This window comes from Butyrivibrio sp. MC2013, assembly GCF_000424585.1.
Taxonomy (GTDB): Bacteria; Bacillota; Clostridia; order Lachnospirales; family Lachnospiraceae; genus Butyrivibrio.
The window spans coordinates 321822-339602 of sequence record NZ_AUKE01000001.1 but is presented as its reverse complement, the minus strand read 5'-3'; the positions used below and the strand labels follow the sequence as shown (position 1 = coordinate 339602).

General features: G+C 49.0%; 15 protein-coding genes. 12 read left to right on the top strand and 3 right to left on the bottom strand.

From position 1 onward, the window contains the following. Window positions 1–20: 20 nt before the first annotated feature. Window positions 21–1748 carry a methyl-accepting chemotaxis protein gene (locus G636_RS0101390; RefSeq protein WP_026506559.1) on the bottom strand — a complete coding sequence of 576 codons (1728 nt, stop codon included), beginning with the start codon at window positions 1746–1748 and terminating at the stop codon, window positions 21–23. A gap of 356 nt (window positions 1749–2104) precedes the next feature. Between G636_RS0101390 and G636_RS0101385 the strand changes: the two genes are divergently transcribed. The 12 genes from G636_RS0101385 to G636_RS0101330 all read left to right on the top strand — a co-directional run bounded on the left by G636_RS0101385 (window position 2105) and on the right by G636_RS0101330 (window position 14992). Next, window positions 2105–2308, top strand: a complete 204-nt coding sequence (locus G636_RS0101385) for an AraC family transcriptional regulator (protein ID WP_026506558.1) — start codon at window positions 2105–2107, stop codon at window positions 2306–2308. A 135-nt stretch (window positions 2309–2443) separates the two neighbouring features. Next, on the top strand, window positions 2444–4150 hold the full coding sequence (locus tag G636_RS0101380; RefSeq protein WP_081668212.1) for an ASKHA domain-containing protein: 1707 nt from the start codon (window positions 2444–2446) through the stop codon (window positions 4148–4150). Window positions 4151–4184: 34 nt separating this feature from the next. After that, window positions 4185–4355 carry a DUF6472 family protein gene (locus tag G636_RS20440; RefSeq protein ID WP_196802998.1) on the top strand — a complete coding sequence of 57 codons (171 nt, stop codon included), beginning with the start codon at window positions 4185–4187 and terminating at the stop codon, window positions 4353–4355. A gap of 245 nt (window positions 4356–4600) precedes the next feature. Further along, window positions 4601–6913, top strand: coding sequence for an ATP-dependent zinc metalloprotease FtsH (ftsH, locus tag G636_RS0101370; protein WP_026506556.1), 2313 nt, complete (start codon window positions 4601–4603; stop codon window positions 6911–6913). Window positions 6914–6926: 13 nt separating this feature from the next. Then, entirely contained in the window at window positions 6927–8801 is a 1875-nt protein-coding gene (uvrC, locus tag G636_RS0101365; protein ID WP_026506555.1) for an excinuclease ABC subunit UvrC, read from the top strand. 145 nt (window positions 8802–8946) lie between these two features. Further along, window positions 8947–9891 (top strand): HPr(Ser) kinase/phosphatase, encoded by a 945-nt coding sequence (gene hprK / locus G636_RS0101360; RefSeq protein ID WP_026506554.1) that lies wholly within the window; start codon window positions 8947–8949, stop codon window positions 9889–9891. Between the two features lie 60 nt (window positions 9892–9951). Then, the gene (locus tag G636_RS0101355; protein WP_035778389.1) at window positions 9952–10887 is read left to right on the top strand and encodes an ROK family glucokinase; all 936 of its coding nucleotides are present in this window, start codon (window positions 9952–9954) and stop codon (window positions 10885–10887) included. A 121-nt stretch (window positions 10888–11008) separates the two neighbouring features. Next, window positions 11009–11920, top strand: coding sequence for a UDP-N-acetylmuramate dehydrogenase (gene murB / locus G636_RS0101350; RefSeq protein WP_026506552.1), 912 nt, complete (start codon window positions 11009–11011; stop codon window positions 11918–11920). Between the two features lie 43 nt (window positions 11921–11963). Then, window positions 11964–12833 carry an RNase adapter RapZ gene (gene rapZ / locus G636_RS0101345; RefSeq protein ID WP_026506551.1) on the top strand — a complete coding sequence of 290 codons (870 nt, stop codon included), beginning with the start codon at window positions 11964–11966 and terminating at the stop codon, window positions 12831–12833. Next, the gene (gene whiA, locus G636_RS0101340; protein WP_330363875.1) at window positions 12784–13800 is read left to right on the top strand and encodes a DNA-binding protein WhiA; all 1017 of its coding nucleotides are present in this window, start codon (window positions 12784–12786) and stop codon (window positions 13798–13800) included. Before rapZ ends, whiA begins: the two co-directional genes overlap by 50 nt. 16 nt (window positions 13801–13816) lie before the next feature. Continuing rightward, a complete protein-coding gene (locus G636_RS0101335) occupies window positions 13817–14083 on the top strand; it encodes an HPr family phosphocarrier protein (RefSeq protein WP_026506549.1) in 267 nt (88 codons plus the stop codon). Window positions 14084–14092: 9 nt separating this feature from the next. Continuing rightward, window positions 14093–14992, top strand: a complete 900-nt coding sequence (locus G636_RS0101330; protein WP_026506548.1) for a diacylglycerol/lipid kinase family protein — start codon at window positions 14093–14095, stop codon at window positions 14990–14992. 119 nt (window positions 14993–15111) lie between these two features. On the opposite strand, the gene glpK is transcribed toward G636_RS0101330, so the two are convergent. Both glpK and G636_RS19190 read right to left on the bottom strand, forming a co-directional pair. Next, window positions 15112–16614: a glycerol kinase GlpK gene (gene glpK, locus G636_RS0101325; protein WP_035778387.1), complete on the bottom strand. Its 1503-nt coding sequence runs from the start codon at window positions 16612–16614 to the stop codon at window positions 15112–15114. A gap of 49 nt (window positions 16615–16663) precedes the next feature. Next, window positions 16664–17620, bottom strand: coding sequence for a GNAT family N-acetyltransferase (locus G636_RS19190; RefSeq protein ID WP_051226376.1), 957 nt, complete (start codon window positions 17618–17620; stop codon window positions 16664–16666). Window positions 17621–17781: the final 161 nt, after the last annotated feature.

Below are 17781 nucleotides of genomic sequence, written 5' to 3'. Positions count from 1 at the left end.
TGTCCCCAAATGACTCGCTATTACAGGCGGAAGATTCCTACGGCCTTGGTCAGAGCGTCTGCTTCTGTGTTGATGCCTTTGCTGGCCTCGTTTACATTGTTCATGCTCTCGCCCACAGTTTCAGTGGTGGCGGATATCTCCTCAGAGTTAGCTGCATTTTCTTCTGAAGCGGCAGAGAGACTGGAGATCAGGTCATTTACGTTGGTAAAGTTTATACCCATTTCTTTGTTGACACCTGCTATATTTTTAATACGGCTGTCCATGTTGACAACAGATTCCACGATGTTTTCAAATTTCTCCTGAGTCTTCTTGACACACTCGTTCTGGATATCTACATGCTTCTTTACTTCTTCGCCCTGGTCGCTGGCAAGACCTGCAGCCTTTTGCAGCTCTTCGATCATGTGATTGATGGTCTCAGCTGACTGGGCAGACTGCTCTGCCAGATGGCTGATCTCGCTGGCTACTACGGCAAAGCCCTTGCCTGCTTCTCCTGCTCTGGCAGCTTCTATGGACGCGTTCAGAGACAGGAGGTTGGTCTGGGATGCTATGTCGGATATGAGATGTGAGGCATCGCCGATCTTGACTACGCTGTCGGATATATTCTGTACCAGTGCAAAAATGTCATCAAAGGCCTTCATGGTTTCATCTGTGGTCTCCATTAGCTCGTTTACCACCTCCATGCCTTCCTTGGTGACGCCGTCTATGCGGCTGCTCTCCTCTGCCAGTTCGTCGGAATAGGTACCGCTCTTATCTACCAGATCACTGATATCAGCCATATTTCCGGCTATGTTGGTGATGTCCTCAGCCTGCTGATTGGCAGTGGTAGCCATTTCGCCTATGGAATTATTGATCATGCTGACCTGTTCATTTGCATCATGGGCTATATCCAGGATTGACCTGCCAGAATCTGCCACCCTTTCGCTGGATGCATTGATATCGCCTATTACTGAGCGTAGATTATTGTAGAGCTTGCCTGCTGCTCTGGAGAGATCACCAATCTCGTCCCTGCCATCACTGACATCGGGAGGAGTTGTCAGATCATTGTCAGCTATGGTGCTCAGTGAATCCTTGACCTTGGTGATATTGATACGCAGATATCTGATGGTGAATATATTGAGGACGAAGCTGCCCAGGAGCACGACTATTGCTACCGCCAGCATCCATATAGCCTTCTTCTTGACTTCTTTTAGAAGTTCTGTGCCTGTTTCCTCGCCGAATACATCCAGTACATCCTCCATATCATTGAGATTGGATCTGGCCGCCTTGAAATGGCTCTCCTGTGCATCCCAGTCGATATCAGAGCTCCCTGCAAAGACGCTGTCACTGTCAGATATCCAGTCGCCAATTGAGGACTTGAATGCGGCAAGGCTCGTGTCGCACTGTATGCCGTTTACAGGATAATCATGATAGAGAAAATCATCCATGGCAAAAAGCTCTTCAAGCTTGGTGATCGCATCCTGGGTCTGAGCAGCATTGTCCTTGTAATCAGCCTCTGCCCCGTCCGGAATGCCTGCGCCTGATTCCAAGCCCGCCCTGGCCTGTGATACTGCCAGCTGTGCCTGATATATATCTCTGTCTGCTGATACCAATGTGTTGGATATCATATGAATCTCATCATAGTAGACTTCCATAGAAGTTGTAGCCATGCTCCTGAGACCCAAGGCTGCATATATGGCAAAGCCCAGAAAAATAAGATCCACAGGAACTGTGATGAGCAGGAGCTTCATAATGATTTTCAGGTTTTTCATAAAAGGCCTCCATTCCAAATGATCATTGGTCAGACAGTATCAGAACGTGTATGGATGCAGAGCACTGATATCCGATTTGTGCTTTGTACACCTGCATATATAGCGAATCCACACAATGATATATCGTCAGATTTTTCTAAATTCTTTACATTTTGTATGTTTTGTAAGATGAGACTATTTATCAGTTTCTTGCGTATGATATGGGCTATCGCCAACGTGGAAAATAACTTCTGCGGAACTACTTATTTATCTTGCAAGGGTAGACGTAATACCGTACAATTAAAGGAGGGAAAGGCAATAGAATAACAACAGAGAAGGGTTTTTGTAACCGACGGGGCACAAGGAGGGTTTTGCAAATGAGCAATAAGGTACCTACTTTATCCGGCGATGATCTCCATGCTATCCAGGAATATCTCCAGGAGCATGTTGATGATTTTTCTCTTAGAGAGATTGCTGATCGTTTTGCTATGTCTCAGGTGAAGTTCCAGAGCTTTTTTATAGATGAGTATGGCTCGTCTGTATATGCTTACCTGAGAAGTTTGTCCAAGAGCGGGGAGTGATTGGACTTGACATTGATACTATATGCTTGATTATGAGGATTGTCTTGCCTTATTATGACAGGGGACAATCCTCATTTTTGATAATTTACATGTGTTTTCGACTAGTGAACGCCGGCACATATTGACTCGGCTATTATGATGACCAAAAATTCCAGGGACAAAGATTCTAATCAAATATCAGTCGTAATAAGGACTATTGCACAGGGAATGTATAGTCCTCATAGCTATAGCGTCAGAAAAGGGCGCTCTCTTAGCGGGCTCCTAAAATCAGAAGGCATATCCATGAGCATGCCCTGCGGCGGCAGAGGCTGGTGCGGCGGCTGCAGGGTGCGCTTTGTTACAGGTGCGCCAAAGCCCTCTGCTGCAGATATGGCCGTTCTTTCTCAGGAAGATATAGACAGGGGAGTGAGACTGGCCTGCAAGGCGCTGCTGTGGGATGACTGCGAGATCGTTATAGAGCATGGTGAGGATATATATTCGCCGGATGATATGCCGGATGGAGATACTGTAAATATCGGTGCAGATGGAAGATCTGTTCAGTGTTCTGAGGCACCAATACGGGCTGCTGATAATAAGGAGCATGACGATGACATGTGGGCAGCTCATAAGTCGCCCCTTGGCCTTGCCATAGACATAGGTACTACCACTATAGCTCTTGCCATAGCAGACCTTCATAGCGGTAGGAAGCTGACTGTCCATACAGCTGCCAATTCCCAGAGGATATACGGGAGTGATGTCATATCCAGGATTGATGCAGCAAGGGAGCATGCCGTCGAGCTCTCTTGCCTTGTCAAAGAGGATATAAGGGGGCTCCTTACAAGGGCGATAGCTGGAAGCGGTATAGATCCTGCAGATATACGTATGGGCGTCGTGGCAGGCAATACCACTATGCTCCATCTCCTTAGAGGCTATGACGTATCAGGCCTTGGCCGTTACCCTTACAAAGCGGTGAGTCTGGAGAGGGAGGAACTTACTCTTAGGCAGCTCATTGGGGGCGATCTCTTAGCTGATATTCCTGTCACCATACTTCCGGGGCTTGGAGCATTTATAGGAGCCGATATAGTGGCGGGACTCTATATGATAGATCCCGGGGACAGCTTCCTGTTTTTGGATCTTGGTACCAATGGAGAGATGGCTGCGGGAAACGGTGATATTATAAGGACTACCTCTGCGGCAGCAGGCCCTGTATTTGAGGGCGGTGGCATCAGCTGCGGCTGCCCCTCGGTGCCGGGAGCCATATGCCACATAGACGATAAGGGATATACTACCATTGCGGGTGCTGAGCCTGTGGGCATCTGCGGCAGCGGTGTGCTGGAGCTGACAGCTTTCCTTCTGCAAAAGGGGATCATCGATGAGACAGGGCTTTTGTCTAAAGAGTATTTTGACACAGGTTATCACGTATGTAAGAGAGCAGGTGGAGACTCGTCAACACCTGATATAGTCTTTAGTCAGAAGGATATCAGGGCGCTGCAGCTGGGCAAGGCAGCTATCAGTACCGGAGTCAGGGCTTTGGCCTTAGAGCTTCGGGAAAAAGACGGCCTGTCGCTGAAAGGAGCGAGAATCTATATAGCAGGTGGCTTTGGATCGGGACTTGACATGACTCGCCTGTCTCCCATAGGACTGATCCCGGCGGAGATCATGGCTTCTGCCGGCGAAGTCAGATCTATAGGCAATTCTTCACTTGGGGGATGCCTTCAGTACCTTTTGGATTATAATAGGGATAAGGACGCGGCTGCCTACAGGCTCGAGAGACTTATCAGCAGGAGCTCGGAGCTGGAGCTGGCTGCCGGTCATAAATTTGAAGAACTGTATTACGAGGCTATGACTTTTGGAACTGACTGACAAACAGTCGTGAGAATTCACAGGGAGGATCAAAATGGAATGTGATAGCTGTGCTAATTATGTATATGATGAAGAGGATGAGAGCTATAGCTGCATGGTCAATCTGGATGAGGATGAGATGTATCATTTTTTGACCAGGAAGAGTAAGGCGTGCCCTTACTATCGCAGTGATGACGAGTATAAAGTAGTGCGCCACCAGATGTGAGATGCTGGTCATAGAGTGTCAAAGACTACTTTATAAAATTGCTTTCGGATCCTTAATATCATTATAGAAGACCATTTGGACGTGCGCAATTTAATCGCAGATAATAATTTGTTTATAATTACGCGTGTTTTGGTTATTAAAAGTTTAGGAAATAGAAGGGCTATGTTCATTGAAATATAGCCTTTTCTTAACTATAATCATCTTTAGACATTTCGCACAGTTAGGGTGCCTTATTTGGAGGTTATATGGATAACAAAGACAATAATAATAATCAGGGCCAGAACCAGCAGGGAGCACCGAGACAGAATCTCATGCTCATGCTCATAGCAGCCCTGATCTGCATGTTTCTCATGTCCTATGTCATGCGTTTTTTTACCAACGCATCGTCACTGGAGATCAGATACGACGAGTTCATGGAGCTTTTAGAGGACAAGCAGGTAGAGTCGGTGGAGATCACCAGTGAACAGATCAACATCACTCTGACCAAGGATGGCGTAAAGGCCATTACAAAGATGGAGGGCCATGAGAATGACGCCATAAACAGCAGGACCAAGCTCTATACAGGTATAGTCCCCGATGATCAGCTGCAGTCCAAGCTTGACAAGGCCGGGGTAAAATACAATGGCGAGGTTCCGGATTCATCAGGCTACGTTATAGGGCTCATAGTATCTTATGTACTGCCGGTAGTCCTGCTCATGTTCTTCCTCAATTTCCTCTTTAACCGTATGTCCAAGGGCTCAGGCGGCATTTTCAATGTGGGCAAGTCCAACGCCAAGGTATACGTACAGAAGGAGACCGGTGTCACCTTTAAGGATGTAGCAGGTGAGGATGAGGCCAAAGAGTCATTGGTGGAAGTGGTAGACTTCCTTCACAATCCTGCCAAGTATTCCGGTATCGGAGCCAAGCTCCCCAAGGGTGCCCTCCTGGTGGGACCTCCCGGAACGGGTAAGACCCTGCTGGCCAAGGCTGTTGCAGGTGAAGCCCACGTTCCCTTCTATTCACTGACAGGCTCGGATTTCATAGAGCTCTACGTAGGTGTAGGTGCATCCCGAGTAAGGGATCTTTTTGCAGAAGCAAATAAGAATGCCCCCTGCATCATCTTCATAGATGAGATAGATGCCATCGGACGCAGCCGTGATTCCAAGTACGGCGGGGGTAATGAAGAGCGTGAACAGACTCTGAACCAGCTCCTGTCAGAGATGGACGGTTTTGATTCCAGCAAGGGTGTACTGATCCTGGGCGCTACCAACAGACCTGAGATCCTGGACAAGGCCCTTCTTCGTCCGGGACGATTCGACAGACGTATCGTAGTAGAGAAGCCCGACCTCAAGGGCAGGGTAGAGATCCTCAAGGTACATGCCAAGGATGTCAAGATGGATGAGAGCGTGGATCTGGACGAGATCGCACTGGCTACCAGCGGCGCTGTGGGCTCTGACCTGGCCAACATGATCAACGAGGCAGCCATCAATGCAGTCAAGGGCGGCAGAGAGTTTGTATCCCAGAAGGACCTTTTGGAAGCTGTTGAACAGGTGCTGGTGGGCAAGGAAAAGAAGGACCACATCCTCTCCAAGGAGGAGCGCAAGGTGGTATCCTACCACGAAGTGGGTCATGCCCTGGTATCAGCTGTGCAGAGTAATACAGAGCCTGTACAGAAGATCACCATCGTACCCAGGACCATGGGCGCTCTGGGCTACGTGCTCCAGGTACCCGAAGAAGAAAAGAACCTTATGACCAAGGACGAGATGCATGACGAGATAGTAGTGACTCTGGGCGGCAGAGCTGCAGAAGAGATCATCTTCAACACAGTCACAAACGGTGCATCCAATGATATAGAGAAGGCTACAGAGACAGCCAGGGCCATGATCACTATGTATGGTATGAGTGACAGATTCGGTCTGATGCAGCTGGAGTCCATACAGAACAGATATCTGGATGGCAGAAGAGTCCTGAACTGCTCAGAGAGCACAGCAGCCGAGATCGACAAGGAAGTGATGCAGATGCTCTCTGACTGCTATGAAGAGGCCAAGGAGATCATAAAGGCTCATCTTCCTGCCATGGACAAGCTGGCTGAGTATCTGATCAGCAAGGAGACCATCTCCGGCAAGGAATTCATGAGGATCTACCGTGAGGTGGAGAATCTTCCCGAGCCCGGTGAAGGTGATAAGCAGCCCAGGCTCCGTATCTTTGCTACTCGCCCTGAGTCAGCAAGGGTAGGCGAAGATGTTCCTGAAGAGGGCAACAGCGAGAGAAGGACTGCAAGTCTTGATATGGAATCCACTATAAAGTCCTGGGAGAACAGTGAGGCAACACAAGCTGCAGATCAGGCGAATGGTAAGGCAGAGGCTGCTGAGCAGACTCAGGCTCCTGCTTTCGCAGAGAATGCAACCATTGATGATCAGACAGATGCAGAGACATCTGAGGGCCAGCAGCATGAGGAGGCTGCTCCTGACGAAGATCCCATGGACCTCCTGACAGGAGAAGTGCATAGTGAAAAGCCCGAGGACAGGCATGATCCCCACAGCGGCAGGTTCTCACATGTATCAGATGACAAGTTCTGATTGATAAAAGGATATGGAAGAAAACTCTCGTTTTGATGTTCAGGAAGAATTAAAAAAGCTCCCTAATAAGCCGGGAGTCTATATAATGCGTGATGTGGACGACACCATCATGTACGTTGGTAAGGCCGTGAACCTGCATAGCAGGGTCCGGTCTTATTTCCGTACTATCGTAGGGCGGGGACCCTGGATAGACAAGATGGTGGCGCAGATAGCCAGGTTTGAATACATAGTCACTGATTCAGAGCTGGAAGCCCTGGTCCTGGAGAATAATCTTATAAAGGAGAACAGGCCCCGCTACAATACCCTACTCAAGGATGACAAGACCTATCCCTATATTAAGGTAACAGTGACGGATCCATATCCCAGGATCCTCTTTTCCAGGTTGATGAAAAAGGACGGCAGCAGGTATTTTGGCCCCTTTACCAGCGCCCAGTCAGTGAAGTCTACCATAGACCTGATCAACAAGATATACGGACTACGTACCTGCAACAGGTCCCTTCCCAGAGACTTTGGCAAGGAGAGGCCCTGCCTCAACTTCCACATGAACAGGTGCTGCGGGCCCTGCACAGGCATGGTGAGTCAGGAGGAGTACAGAGAGCATATAGACAGGGCTCTGGATTTCCTTGGAGGCAATTATGCTCCTGTGATGAAAGATCTGGAAAACAGGATGCTAAAAGCCTCGGATGAAATGCAATTTGAGCAGGCTGCCAAATACAGGAATCTCCTTAATGATGTTCGGAATGTGGCCCAAAAGCAGAAGATGACAGACCAGGCCATGGATGATAAGGATATCATCGCTATCGCCTGTGATGATAACGATGCTATTATTCAGGTATTCTTTGTCAGAGATGGCAGGCTCATTGGCAGAGAACACTTCTATATGACACACGTGTCAGGCAATCCCAAGGAGGAGATCCTCCTGGACTTTGTAAAACAGTTTTATGCAGGTACCCCCTTTGTACCCAGAGAACTCATGCTCCCTGTGCGTATAGAGGATATGGAGATCATAGAGAAATGGCTCAGTACCCGCAAGGGAAGCCGCATGTATATCAAGGTTCCGGAGAGGGGCGACAAAGAAAAGCTCATGGAGCTGGCCACCGAAAACGCTAGGCTCCTCTTATCCAAGGACAAGGAGCGCATTAAGAGAGAAGAAGGCAGGACCATAGGCGCAGTCAAAGAGATCGAGCAGATACTGGGTATCAGGGGACTGTCCCGTATGGAAGCCTATGATATCTCCAATATCTCGGGCTTTGCCAATGTGGGCTCCATGGTGGTATTTGAAAAGGGTAAGGCCAAGAAGAGCGACTATCGCAAGTTCCGCATCAAATCCGTGGACGGCCCCAATGACTATGCCTGTATGAAAGAGGTCCTCACAAGGCGCCTTATGCACGGACTTGAAGAGCGCAGGGATATGGAGCGCAGGCAGATAGATGCAGACTACGGCTCTTTTACCAGGTTCCCCGATCTCATACTCATGGACGGCGGCAGAGGCCAGGTGAATATATGCCTTGATGTCCTCTCCGAGCTGGGTATAAATATCCCTGTCTGCGGCATGGTCAAGGATGATTTCCACAGGACCAGAGGCTTGTATTTTAATAATGAAGAGCTGCCCATAGACAAGAACAGCGAGGGCTTTAAGCTGATCACCAGGATACAGGATGAGGCTCACCGTTTTGCCATAGAGTATCACAGATCCCTGCGCAGCAAGGCCCAGGTGAAGTCATCCCTTGATGATATCCCGGGTGTAGGACCGGGGCGCCGCAAGATACTCATGGGCGCCTTTGAATCCATCACGGATATCAAAGAGGCCAGCCTTGATGATCTAAAGAGGGTGCCCGGTATACCTGAGAAGACAGCGCAGTCAATATATGATTTTTTCCACAAGTGAAAACGTTTTACAGCTAATCCTACCTATGATAAAGTATTATGGTATGGATTTCCGATAAAGATAATGGAGAACCGTACTACTGCTGCAATAGCCCTATGGGATATGCAGCTATGATAGATTTAGGCGTGCGCCATGGAGGATCAATATGGCAAGTGTAAAGCTTCAGACATTGGTTGATTGGATGAAACTTGATAACCTGACTCCGGATCTGGAAATAGACAAGATCAGGATCCATCAGCCCGATATCAACAGACCTGCGCTTCAGATGGCAGGATATTTTGAACACTTCGAAGCTACCAGGCTTCAGATAGTGGGATTCGTTGAATATACCTATATGATGAGCATGTCAGATGAGGTCAAGGAGAAGACCTACAGGGATTTTCTCTCTTTTGACATTCCGGCTATCATTTTCTGCAGAGAGCTGGTTCCTGACAATCTCTTCCTCAAGATAGCAAGAGAGGAGCAGGTGCCGGTATTTATGACCAAGAAGCCCACTTCTGCAGTGATGGCGGAGATCATCCGTTATCTCAATGAGAAGCTGGCTCCCTGCATCGTCATCCACGGCGTACTCATCGATATCTACGGTGAAGGCGTGCTGATCACCGGAGAAAGCGGCATCGGTAAATCAGAGGCTGCTCTGGAGCTGATCAAGAGAGGACACCGTCTGGTATCCGATGATTCGGTAGAACTGCGCAAGATAAGTGATGAGCTGTTGGTGGGCAGTGCACCGGACATCACCAGACATTTCATAGAACTGAGGGGTATCGGTATCATAGACGTAAAGACCCTCTACGGTGTATCCAGCGTCAGGGACAGCAAGGCAGTAGACCTTGTCATCAAACTGGAAGACTGGGACAAGAACAGAGAATACGACAGACTGGGACTGGAAGAGCAGTATACAGAGTATCTTGGCAACAGGATCGTCTGCCACAGGATCCCTATCAGACCCGGCAGAAACCTGGCTGTTATCTGCGAATCAGCTGCGGTTAACCACAGACAAAAGAAGATGGGCTACAATGCAGCCCAGGAGCTGTACAACCGTGTACAGAATTCGCTCAGGCACCCTGAAGATGAGGATGATGACGAGTAATAGAGCATTTACCCCGGCCCGGAGGGCAGGGGCGCAAATAAATAAAAAAGGGGAAAGATAATGAGATATGCATTTGGAGTAGACATCGGAGGAACCACAGTAAAGCTGGGTCTTCTTACACAGGATGGCAATATCCTGGATTCATGGGAGATCCCTACCAGGACAGAGGATGGGGGAGTAAATATCCTTCCTGATATCGCAGCATCTATCAGAGCCAAGATCGCTGAGAAAAACTTAAATGATAACGATATCGCAGGTGTAGGCGTAGGCGCACCCGGAGCTGTAGATGATAAGGGCGTGGTACACCAGGCAGTTAACCTTGGTTGGGGCAGGTTCTCACTTAAGGAAGAGCTTCACGCTATGGTCAAGCTTCCTGTTATGGCGGGCAATGATGCCAATGTTGCAGCCCTTGGCGAATGCTGGAAGGGCGGTGGACGCGGCCACAAGAATATGCTCATGGTCACTCTGGGCACTGGCGTAGGCGGCGGTGTCATTGTAAATGGCAAGATCGTAAACGGCGTAACAGGTTCCGGCGGCGAGATCGGACATATGCACCTGGTAGACGGTGAAGAAGAGGCCTGCGGCTGCGGCAATCATGGCTGCTTTGAGCAGTATGCTTCCGCTACAGGAGCTGTGCTTCTGGCTAACAGAGTGCTGGCAGCTTCTGACAAGGACAGCGTGCTCAGACATACTGAGATCTCTGCCAAGAATATCTTTGACGCAGCCAAGGACGGAGATGAGCTGGCATGCGAGATCGCAAAGCAGTACGGCTATTACCTGGGTAAGGGCCTTGCACTGTGCGCATCTGTTCTTAATCCTGAAGTGATCGTGCTGGGCGGCGGCGTTTCCAAGTGCGGATCCATGCTCTTTGACCTCTTAAAGCCCTCTTTTGAAGAATTTGTATTCAAGGGTTGCAAGGATACTCCTTTTGCACTGGCAGAGCTTGGCAACGAAGCAGGCATCTGCGGCGCAGCCAGGATGGTTATCGATCCGTGATTTTTCTACTTTATGACATAGAAGTGCATCCATGCACTTCTGAGCATGTCAGAATACATCCTTGTATTCATGACATAGAAGTGCATACATGCGCTTTGTATCGTACATGTGAAAGCTACTGATGAATACAAAACTTACAGAATTTCTAAATAGCAATTTCAACAAAGAGCAGGTCCTCTTTGACGAACCCATGAGCAGGCACACCACTTTTAAAGTTGGCGGGCCTGCCAAATACTTTATCAGGCCTTCAGATGCAGAGGCTCTGGCCTCTCTCATCGCTTTTCTCAAGAAGGAGAAGATCAGCTATTATGTCACAGGTAATGGCAGCAATCTCCTGGTATCTGACAAGGGCTATGACGGCGTGATCATATCTACCTCTGCCATGGATGAGGTGACAGTAGATGGCAACAGGATAGTTGCGGCAGCAGGAGCCATGAACTCAAGGATAGCGTCTGCAGCCCTGGAGCACAGCCTCTCAGGTATGGAGGCTCTCTCCGGTATCCCCGGCTCCATAGGCGGCGGAGTTACCATGAATGCCGGAGCCTATGGGAGCGAGATGAAGGACATAGTGGAGCTGGTAGAAGCCATCACTCCTGAGGGTAAGAGAGTATGCCTGTCTAATGAGCAGATGGATTTCTCCTACAGATCCAGCGCTGTGAGAAAGCTGGGGCTTATCGTAGTGAGCGTGATCCTCTGCCTGTCCATGGGAGATAGGGAGCTGATCAAAGAGGATATGGGAGACTACGCAGCAAGGCGAAGGGACAAGCAGCCTCTGGAATATCCCAGTGCAGGCTCCACTTTTAAGCGTCCTGCAGGTAACTATGCGGGCAAGCTCATAGAAGAGGCAGGCCTTAAGGGCTTTAGCGTAGGCTCAGCTGCCGTGTCTGATAAGCACGCAGGCTTTGTGATCAATAAGGGCGGTGCCAGTGCAGATGATGTATATCAGGTCATCAGACAGGTGCAGGACCGCGTAGAGGAAAAGAGCGGTATCAGGCTTGAAACAGAGGTGGTACTGCTGGGTGAATTTGAGTGATCATCCACACTTGCTGCCTCTGGTAGGGCAAAAAGGAGCATAGATGCGATTTGTTATAGTTACAGGAATGAGCGGATCAGGCAAGGCTACAGCTATACATATGCTGGAGGATGCAGGCTATTACTGCGTTGACAACCTTCCTATCTCGCTTATAGAGAAGTTTATAGAATTGATCCTGCTTCCGGACAGCGGTATCGAGAAGGTGGCGCTGGGCATGGATGTGAGAGGCGGCGAAGCTTTTCGCGATGTTCCCGCTATCATTGATAAGCTTAAGGAAAAGAATGTTCCTGTGGAGGTTCTCTTCCTGGAAGCAGGAGACAAGGTGCTGGTCAAGAGATACAAGGAATCCAGAAGGCTACATCCTCTTGCCCAGGACGGCAGGATAGAGGATGGCATAAGGAGGGAGAGAGAGATACTGTCAGGCCTTCGTGACAAGGCAAATTATGTCATAGATACCTCCAAGCTTCTCACCCGAGAGCTCAGGACTGAGCTGGATCGTATCTTTGTGGAGAATGCCAGCTACAGCAGCCTCATGATCACTATTTTGTCCTTTGGCTTTAAATACGGGATTCCTGCAGATGCAGACCTGGTCTTTGATGTCAGGTTCCTGCCTAATCCCTATTACATAGAGAATCTCCGCCCCATGACCGGCAATGACAAGCCGGTACAGGAATATGTCAAATCCTTTCCTGAATGCGGCGAGTTTGTGGACAAGCTCTCCGACATGATGCAGTTCCTGATCCCCGGATATATCAAGGAAGGCAAGTATCAGCTGGTGATAGCCATCGGATGTACCGGAGGCCAGCACAGGAGTGTTACCATTGCCAATGAGCTCTTTGCTCGTATGTATGACAAGGGCTCCTATGGACTCAGGATATCCCACAGAGATGTGGAGAGACGCAGTGCCAAGTGATAGGGGAGAACCTATGTCTTTTTCCAGAGAAGTCAAAGAAGAGCTGATGCAGCGTGACAGCAAAGCCAGGCACTGCCTGCTGGCAGGTCTTGCCGTGATCCTTAGGATGGAGGGCTGGATAGAGCTTGAAAGCGGCGGCGAGGCCGCTATCTACCTTCAGAGTGCCAATCCCTACGCTGTCAGAAAATGCTTTACAATATTAAAAAAAGCCTTTAATATAGAAAATGACGTTTTTGAGACGGAAACGGAAATACATGGAGATGGACGTATATACAGGCCTGTACTTAGAGACAGGGAACTGGTAAAGTCCGTGTTAAAGGCGCTTAAACAGCTGGATAATAAGGAGAGCCTCAGTATCCCCGAGGCTGTTGTGAGCCCTCTTTTACTTCATAATCCATGTTGCAGGAGAGCATTCCTCAGGGAGATGTTCATCTGCGTGGGATCTATCTCGGATCCCAGCAAGTCCTACCATCTGGAATATGTCTGCGACAGCAGCGCTCAGGCCGCGCAGATTATGGAAGTATTGCAGTCCTTTGATATCAGGGCCGGGATGGTACAGAGAAAGAAGTATTATGTTGTATACCTCAAGGAAGGCGAGGAGATTGTGAATCTCCTGGGCCTGATGGAAGCTCACAGGAGTCTCATGGAGCTGGAGAACATGAGGATATACAAGGATATGAGAAACAGTGTCAACCGCCGTGTTAACTGTGAAGCGGCCAATATCACCAAGACGGTGAATGCAGCCAGCAGGCAGGTGGATGACATCAGATATATAGAGAAGCATTACGGCTTCTCGAGACTTAGTGACGCTCTCAGGGATATGGCTGAAGCCAGACTGGAGCATCCGGACGCGTCACTGCAGGAGCTGGGCGGCTACCTGAATCCCCCGGTGGGAAAGTCCGGAGTTAATCATCGCCTTAGGAAACTCAGTGAACTGGCTGAATCTTTAAGAGGCGGCGCCCGCTAGACAAATGGAGGTATTTATGATCAAGAAGTTGGTAGAAATCAAGCTTCCCCACGGACTTGAGGCACGTCCTGTAGCAGAACTTGTACAGGTTGCCAGTAAGTATGAGAGCACCATTCATATCGAGTACGAGAACCGCAAGGTTAATGCAAAGTCCATTATGGGTATGATGACTTTGAATCTTGGAAACGGTGAATCCATCACCCTCCTTGCAGAGGGCGTTGACGAGCAGGAAGCTGTTGACGATATGACAGGTTTTTTAGAGGGATCTAAGACCAGCGCATAAGAGGCGGATATGACTCATCCCAGGATGCTATTCGTATATAATCCACATGCCGGAAAGGCCACAATCAGGAATCATCTCCTTGATCTGATCGATCACTTTACCAAGGCGGGCTATGAGGTAGTAGCTCACCCCACTCAGAGCAGAGGAGACGGAGAAAGTCGCGTTGCAAACAGAGGCGAGGACTACGATATGGTAGTCTGCAGCGGAGGTGACGGGACCCTGGATGAGGTCGTTTCCGGTATTTTGATGTCCGGAATTGATACCCCTATTGGATATGTTCCTGCAGGCTCTACCAATGATTTTGCCAAGTCCCTTGGCATCCCGTCATATATGCCCCGGGCTGCAGAAGTAGTCACAGGAGGCAGGGATTTTCGCTGTGACATGGGCATCATGAATGATGACTATTTTGTATACTGCGCGGCATTTGGCATCTTTACCGATATTTCTTACAGTACGGACCAGTCTCTCAAGAACATCCTGGGCCATACTGCATACCTCTTGCAGAGCGTAAGGGAGATCCAGGATATCAGGACCTACAGATTCAGGGTTACCAGCGATGAGATCTCCGTAGAGGATGATTTCATATATGGCATGGTCACCAATGCCACTCAGGTAGGCGGCATCCCAGGTATCACAGGACGTGATGTGGGCCTTGACGATGGCGAATTTGAAGTGACTCTAATAAGGCCCCCCAGGAATCCCCTGGAGCTGGCCAATCTGGCTGCTGCCCTCCTTGGAGATGGCAGCATAGATTCCGATAGGCTGATCAGCTTCAAGACCAGCCATGTCCTATTTGAGTCAGAGGACATGATACCCTGGACCAGAGACGGGGAGTTTGGCGGAGATCACAGGAGACTTGATGTTCGTATCATTCCTGCAGCTATTACTATCAAAGTACCGGATCAATAAAAGATATACAAAAAGGAGGTCAATGACCTCCTTTTTTGATGCATTTCTATACATGGATGCACTTATATGTCGTCAATACAAGGAAGTATAATGACATGCTCATAAGTGCATGGATGCACTTATATGTCTTCACTCCAAGCTATGGCGGCCCTCACAGCCCTGTGCCAGCCCTTCAATAGCTCAGCTCTCTTTGCTTCATCCATCCTTGCTTCAAACTTTCTGCCAAGCTGCCAGTTTCTCTCTACGTCTTCCTTGTCCTTCCAGTAGCCCGTGGCGATACCGGCAAGGTATGCAGCTCCAAGAGCAGTAGTCTCTATGCACTTGGGCCTGTAAGCAGTCACACCGCAGATATCACTTTGGAACTGCATGAGGAAGTTATTGGCGCTGGCACCGCCGTCTACTCTCAGCTCTTTAAGAGGGCAGGCTGCGTCTTCTTCCATGGCCTTTATCACATCTGCTGACTGATAGCAGATAGACTCCAGTGTGGCTCTTACGAAGTGCTCTTTTCTGCAGCCCCTGCTCAGGCCCACGATGGTGCCTCTGGCATAAGGGTCCCAATAGGGAGCACCCATTCCTGTAAATGCAGGTACTACATATACTCCTGCCGTATCAGCTACCATATCTGCGTATTCTTCAGATGCAGCAGAGGACTTTAGCATCCTCATCTCATCCCTGAGCCATTGTATGGATGCGCCTGCTACAAACACGCTTCCCTCAAGGGCGTATTCAGGCCTTGGACCAAGGCTGGCAGCAATAGTAGTGACAAGGCCGTGTTCTGACCTTATGGCATCACTACCTGTATTCATGAGGAGGAAGCCGCCTGTGCCGTAGGTATTCTTCACCTGTCCCGGCTCAAAGCAGTTCTGTCCAAAGAGGGCTGCCTGCTGGTCGCCCGCAGCTCCTCCTATCATGATGGGCCCGCCCAGTACGGAAGGATCGCTGTCTCCGTAGATGCAGCTGGAGGGCTTGACCTCAGGCATCATAGAGATAGGTATCTTAAAGAGTGATAGCAGTTCCTCGTCCCACTGGCACCTGTGTATATCAAAAAGCATGGTTCTGGAAGCATTGGTATAGTCTGTCACATGGATTTTGCCCTTGGTCAGGTTCCAGATCAGCCAGCTGTCCACATTGCCAAAGGCAAGCCTGCCTTCTCTTGCCATGACCTTGGCACCGTCTACATTGTCTAGTATCCACCTGATCTTGGTGGCACTAAAATATGCATCAGGGACCAGGCCTGTGCGGTCTTTTATGAGGCTGTCCCAGCCTTCCTTTTTGAGCTCTTCGATCTGATCGGCTGTACGCCTGCACTGCCACACGATGGCATTGTATATGGGTTCGCCTGTTTCTCTGTCCCATACTATGGTGGTCTCACGCTGATTGGTGATACCGATGGCAGCTATGTTGTCAGCGGTGGCACCTACGTTTGCCATGGCTTCTATGGCTACTGCCAGCTGTGAGGACCATATCTCCCTGGGATTGTGCTCTACCCAGCCGGGCTGCGGATAATACTGATTAAATTCCTTTTGGGCCATGGATACGATAAAGCCCTCTTTGTCAAAAAGGATACAACGGGAACTGGTGGTTCCCTGGTCCAGTGCCATTACATAGCTTCCGCCTGTCATATCTGCCTCCTTTATGCAATTATTTAGCAACAATGAATCTATTGCAATATCATAAGAGATTTTTATCTAATAAGAGGTAATTACCTTTTTTCTCAGGAACGATGCTCACCTGGTCCTGATTCTTGTAGCTGCCTCCGTATATATCTTCTTCGATGCTGACTACGCCCTGCATCTTAAAGCCCAGCTTTTCAAGGAGATGAACGGATACATCGTTGCCTTCCTTGACCAGGGCCTGGACCTTGTCAAAGCCCAGTACCTTTCTGCCATAGTCCAATATGGCACTGCAGCTCTCTGTGGCATAGCCCTTTCGCTGCCAGTCCACTCCTATAAAGAAGCCAAGCTCCGGCTTGTCAAAGCCGTTTCTGCTGCTAAAGCCTGCACGCCCTATGAGCTCTCCTGTGGACTTTTCTATAAGTGACCATACGCCAAAGCCCATGAAATGGTAGACCTTCTCGATATAATCATTTAGATAGCGCAGCTCATCCTCTCTGTTTGGAAAGAGCCCTTCCATATATCGGGTCATTGAAGGATCTGAATAGATATAGTAGAGACTGTCCAGGTCCTCGGGAGTGGTCTCTCTGATAATGAGTCTGTCTGTCTCAAGGATGGTCCAGGGGATCCCTGCCTCTCTCTGCCAGGCCTTTATCAGCGAATCTGCATCCAGATCGTCCACATCGCTGAATATGTATCTGCTATTTTTAAATGAAGAGCCTGACGCGGCATCTTTTATCATGCCGCAGGTGTAGAGTCCTTCGTTTTGCAAGAAACTAAGGTCAGAAGGGTCATCACAGAGAAAGAGATCTTCTTTGAACTGCTCAGGCAGAGGCTTCTTGGGCCCTGCTCCGGGAGTTTGCCCGGCCATGAGCGCATAGATATCCTGTATCCTTTGGCATGAGATGATCTCAGCCTCCAGATGATTGTCATTAAGATACCTGATCTCTTCCTGCATATTTTCCAGCTCTTCCAAAGGAGTGGAATGAAAAATAAATACTACTTTCCTTAGCATGACTCTACCTGATTACCATAAACTTCTGTCACAACTATACTAATATCATAATTTTATCACATAGGAGCGGGGATTGTTAATCATCACACACTAATGGTGCTTATTGACCGCACGTCAGAAGTGGTTTTTCTTTTTCATTACACTTCAAATGTTTTCTTGAC

Bases quoted from the DNA above. Each gene is read 5' to 3' on its own strand.
- G636_RS20440 (WP_196802998.1), top strand. From the start codon at position 4,185: ATGGAATGTGATAGCTGTGCTAATTATGTATATGATGAAGAGGATGAG.
- G636_RS0101380 (WP_081668212.1), top strand. From the start codon at position 2,444: ATGATGACCAAAAATTCCAGGGACAAAGATTCTAATCAAATATCAGTC.
- hprK (WP_026506554.1), top strand. From the start codon at position 8,947: ATGGCAAGTGTAAAGCTTCAGACATTGGTTGATTGGATGAAACTTGAT.
- G636_RS19190 (WP_051226376.1), bottom strand. From the start codon at position 17,620: ATGCTAAGGAAAGTAGTATTTATTTTTCATTCCACTCCTTTGGAAGAG.
- G636_RS0101390 (WP_026506559.1), bottom strand. From the start codon at position 1,748: ATGAAAAACCTGAAAATCATTATGAAGCTCCTGCTCATCACAGTTCCT.
- G636_RS0101335 (WP_026506549.1), top strand. From the start codon at position 13,817: ATGATCAAGAAGTTGGTAGAAATCAAGCTTCCCCACGGACTTGAGGCA.
- G636_RS0101385 (WP_026506558.1), top strand. From the start codon at position 2,105: ATGAGCAATAAGGTACCTACTTTATCCGGCGATGATCTCCATGCTATC.
- glpK (WP_035778387.1), bottom strand. From the start codon at position 16,614: ATGACAGGCGGAAGCTATGTAATGGCACTGGACCAGGGAACCACCAGT.
- ftsH (WP_026506556.1), top strand. From the start codon at position 4,601: ATGGATAACAAAGACAATAATAATAATCAGGGCCAGAACCAGCAGGGA.
- murB (WP_026506552.1), top strand. From the start codon at position 11,009: ATGAATACAAAACTTACAGAATTTCTAAATAGCAATTTCAACAAAGAG.
- G636_RS0101330 (WP_026506548.1), top strand. From the start codon at position 14,093: ATGACTCATCCCAGGATGCTATTCGTATATAATCCACATGCCGGAAAG.
- rapZ (WP_026506551.1), top strand. From the start codon at position 11,964: ATGCGATTTGTTATAGTTACAGGAATGAGCGGATCAGGCAAGGCTACA.
- G636_RS0101355 (WP_035778389.1), top strand. From the start codon at position 9,952: ATGAGATATGCATTTGGAGTAGACATCGGAGGAACCACAGTAAAGCTG.
- whiA (WP_330363875.1), top strand. From the start codon at position 12,784: ATGGACTCAGGATATCCCACAGAGATGTGGAGAGACGCAGTGCCAAGT.
- uvrC (WP_026506555.1), top strand. From the start codon at position 6,927: ATGGAAGAAAACTCTCGTTTTGATGTTCAGGAAGAATTAAAAAAGCTC.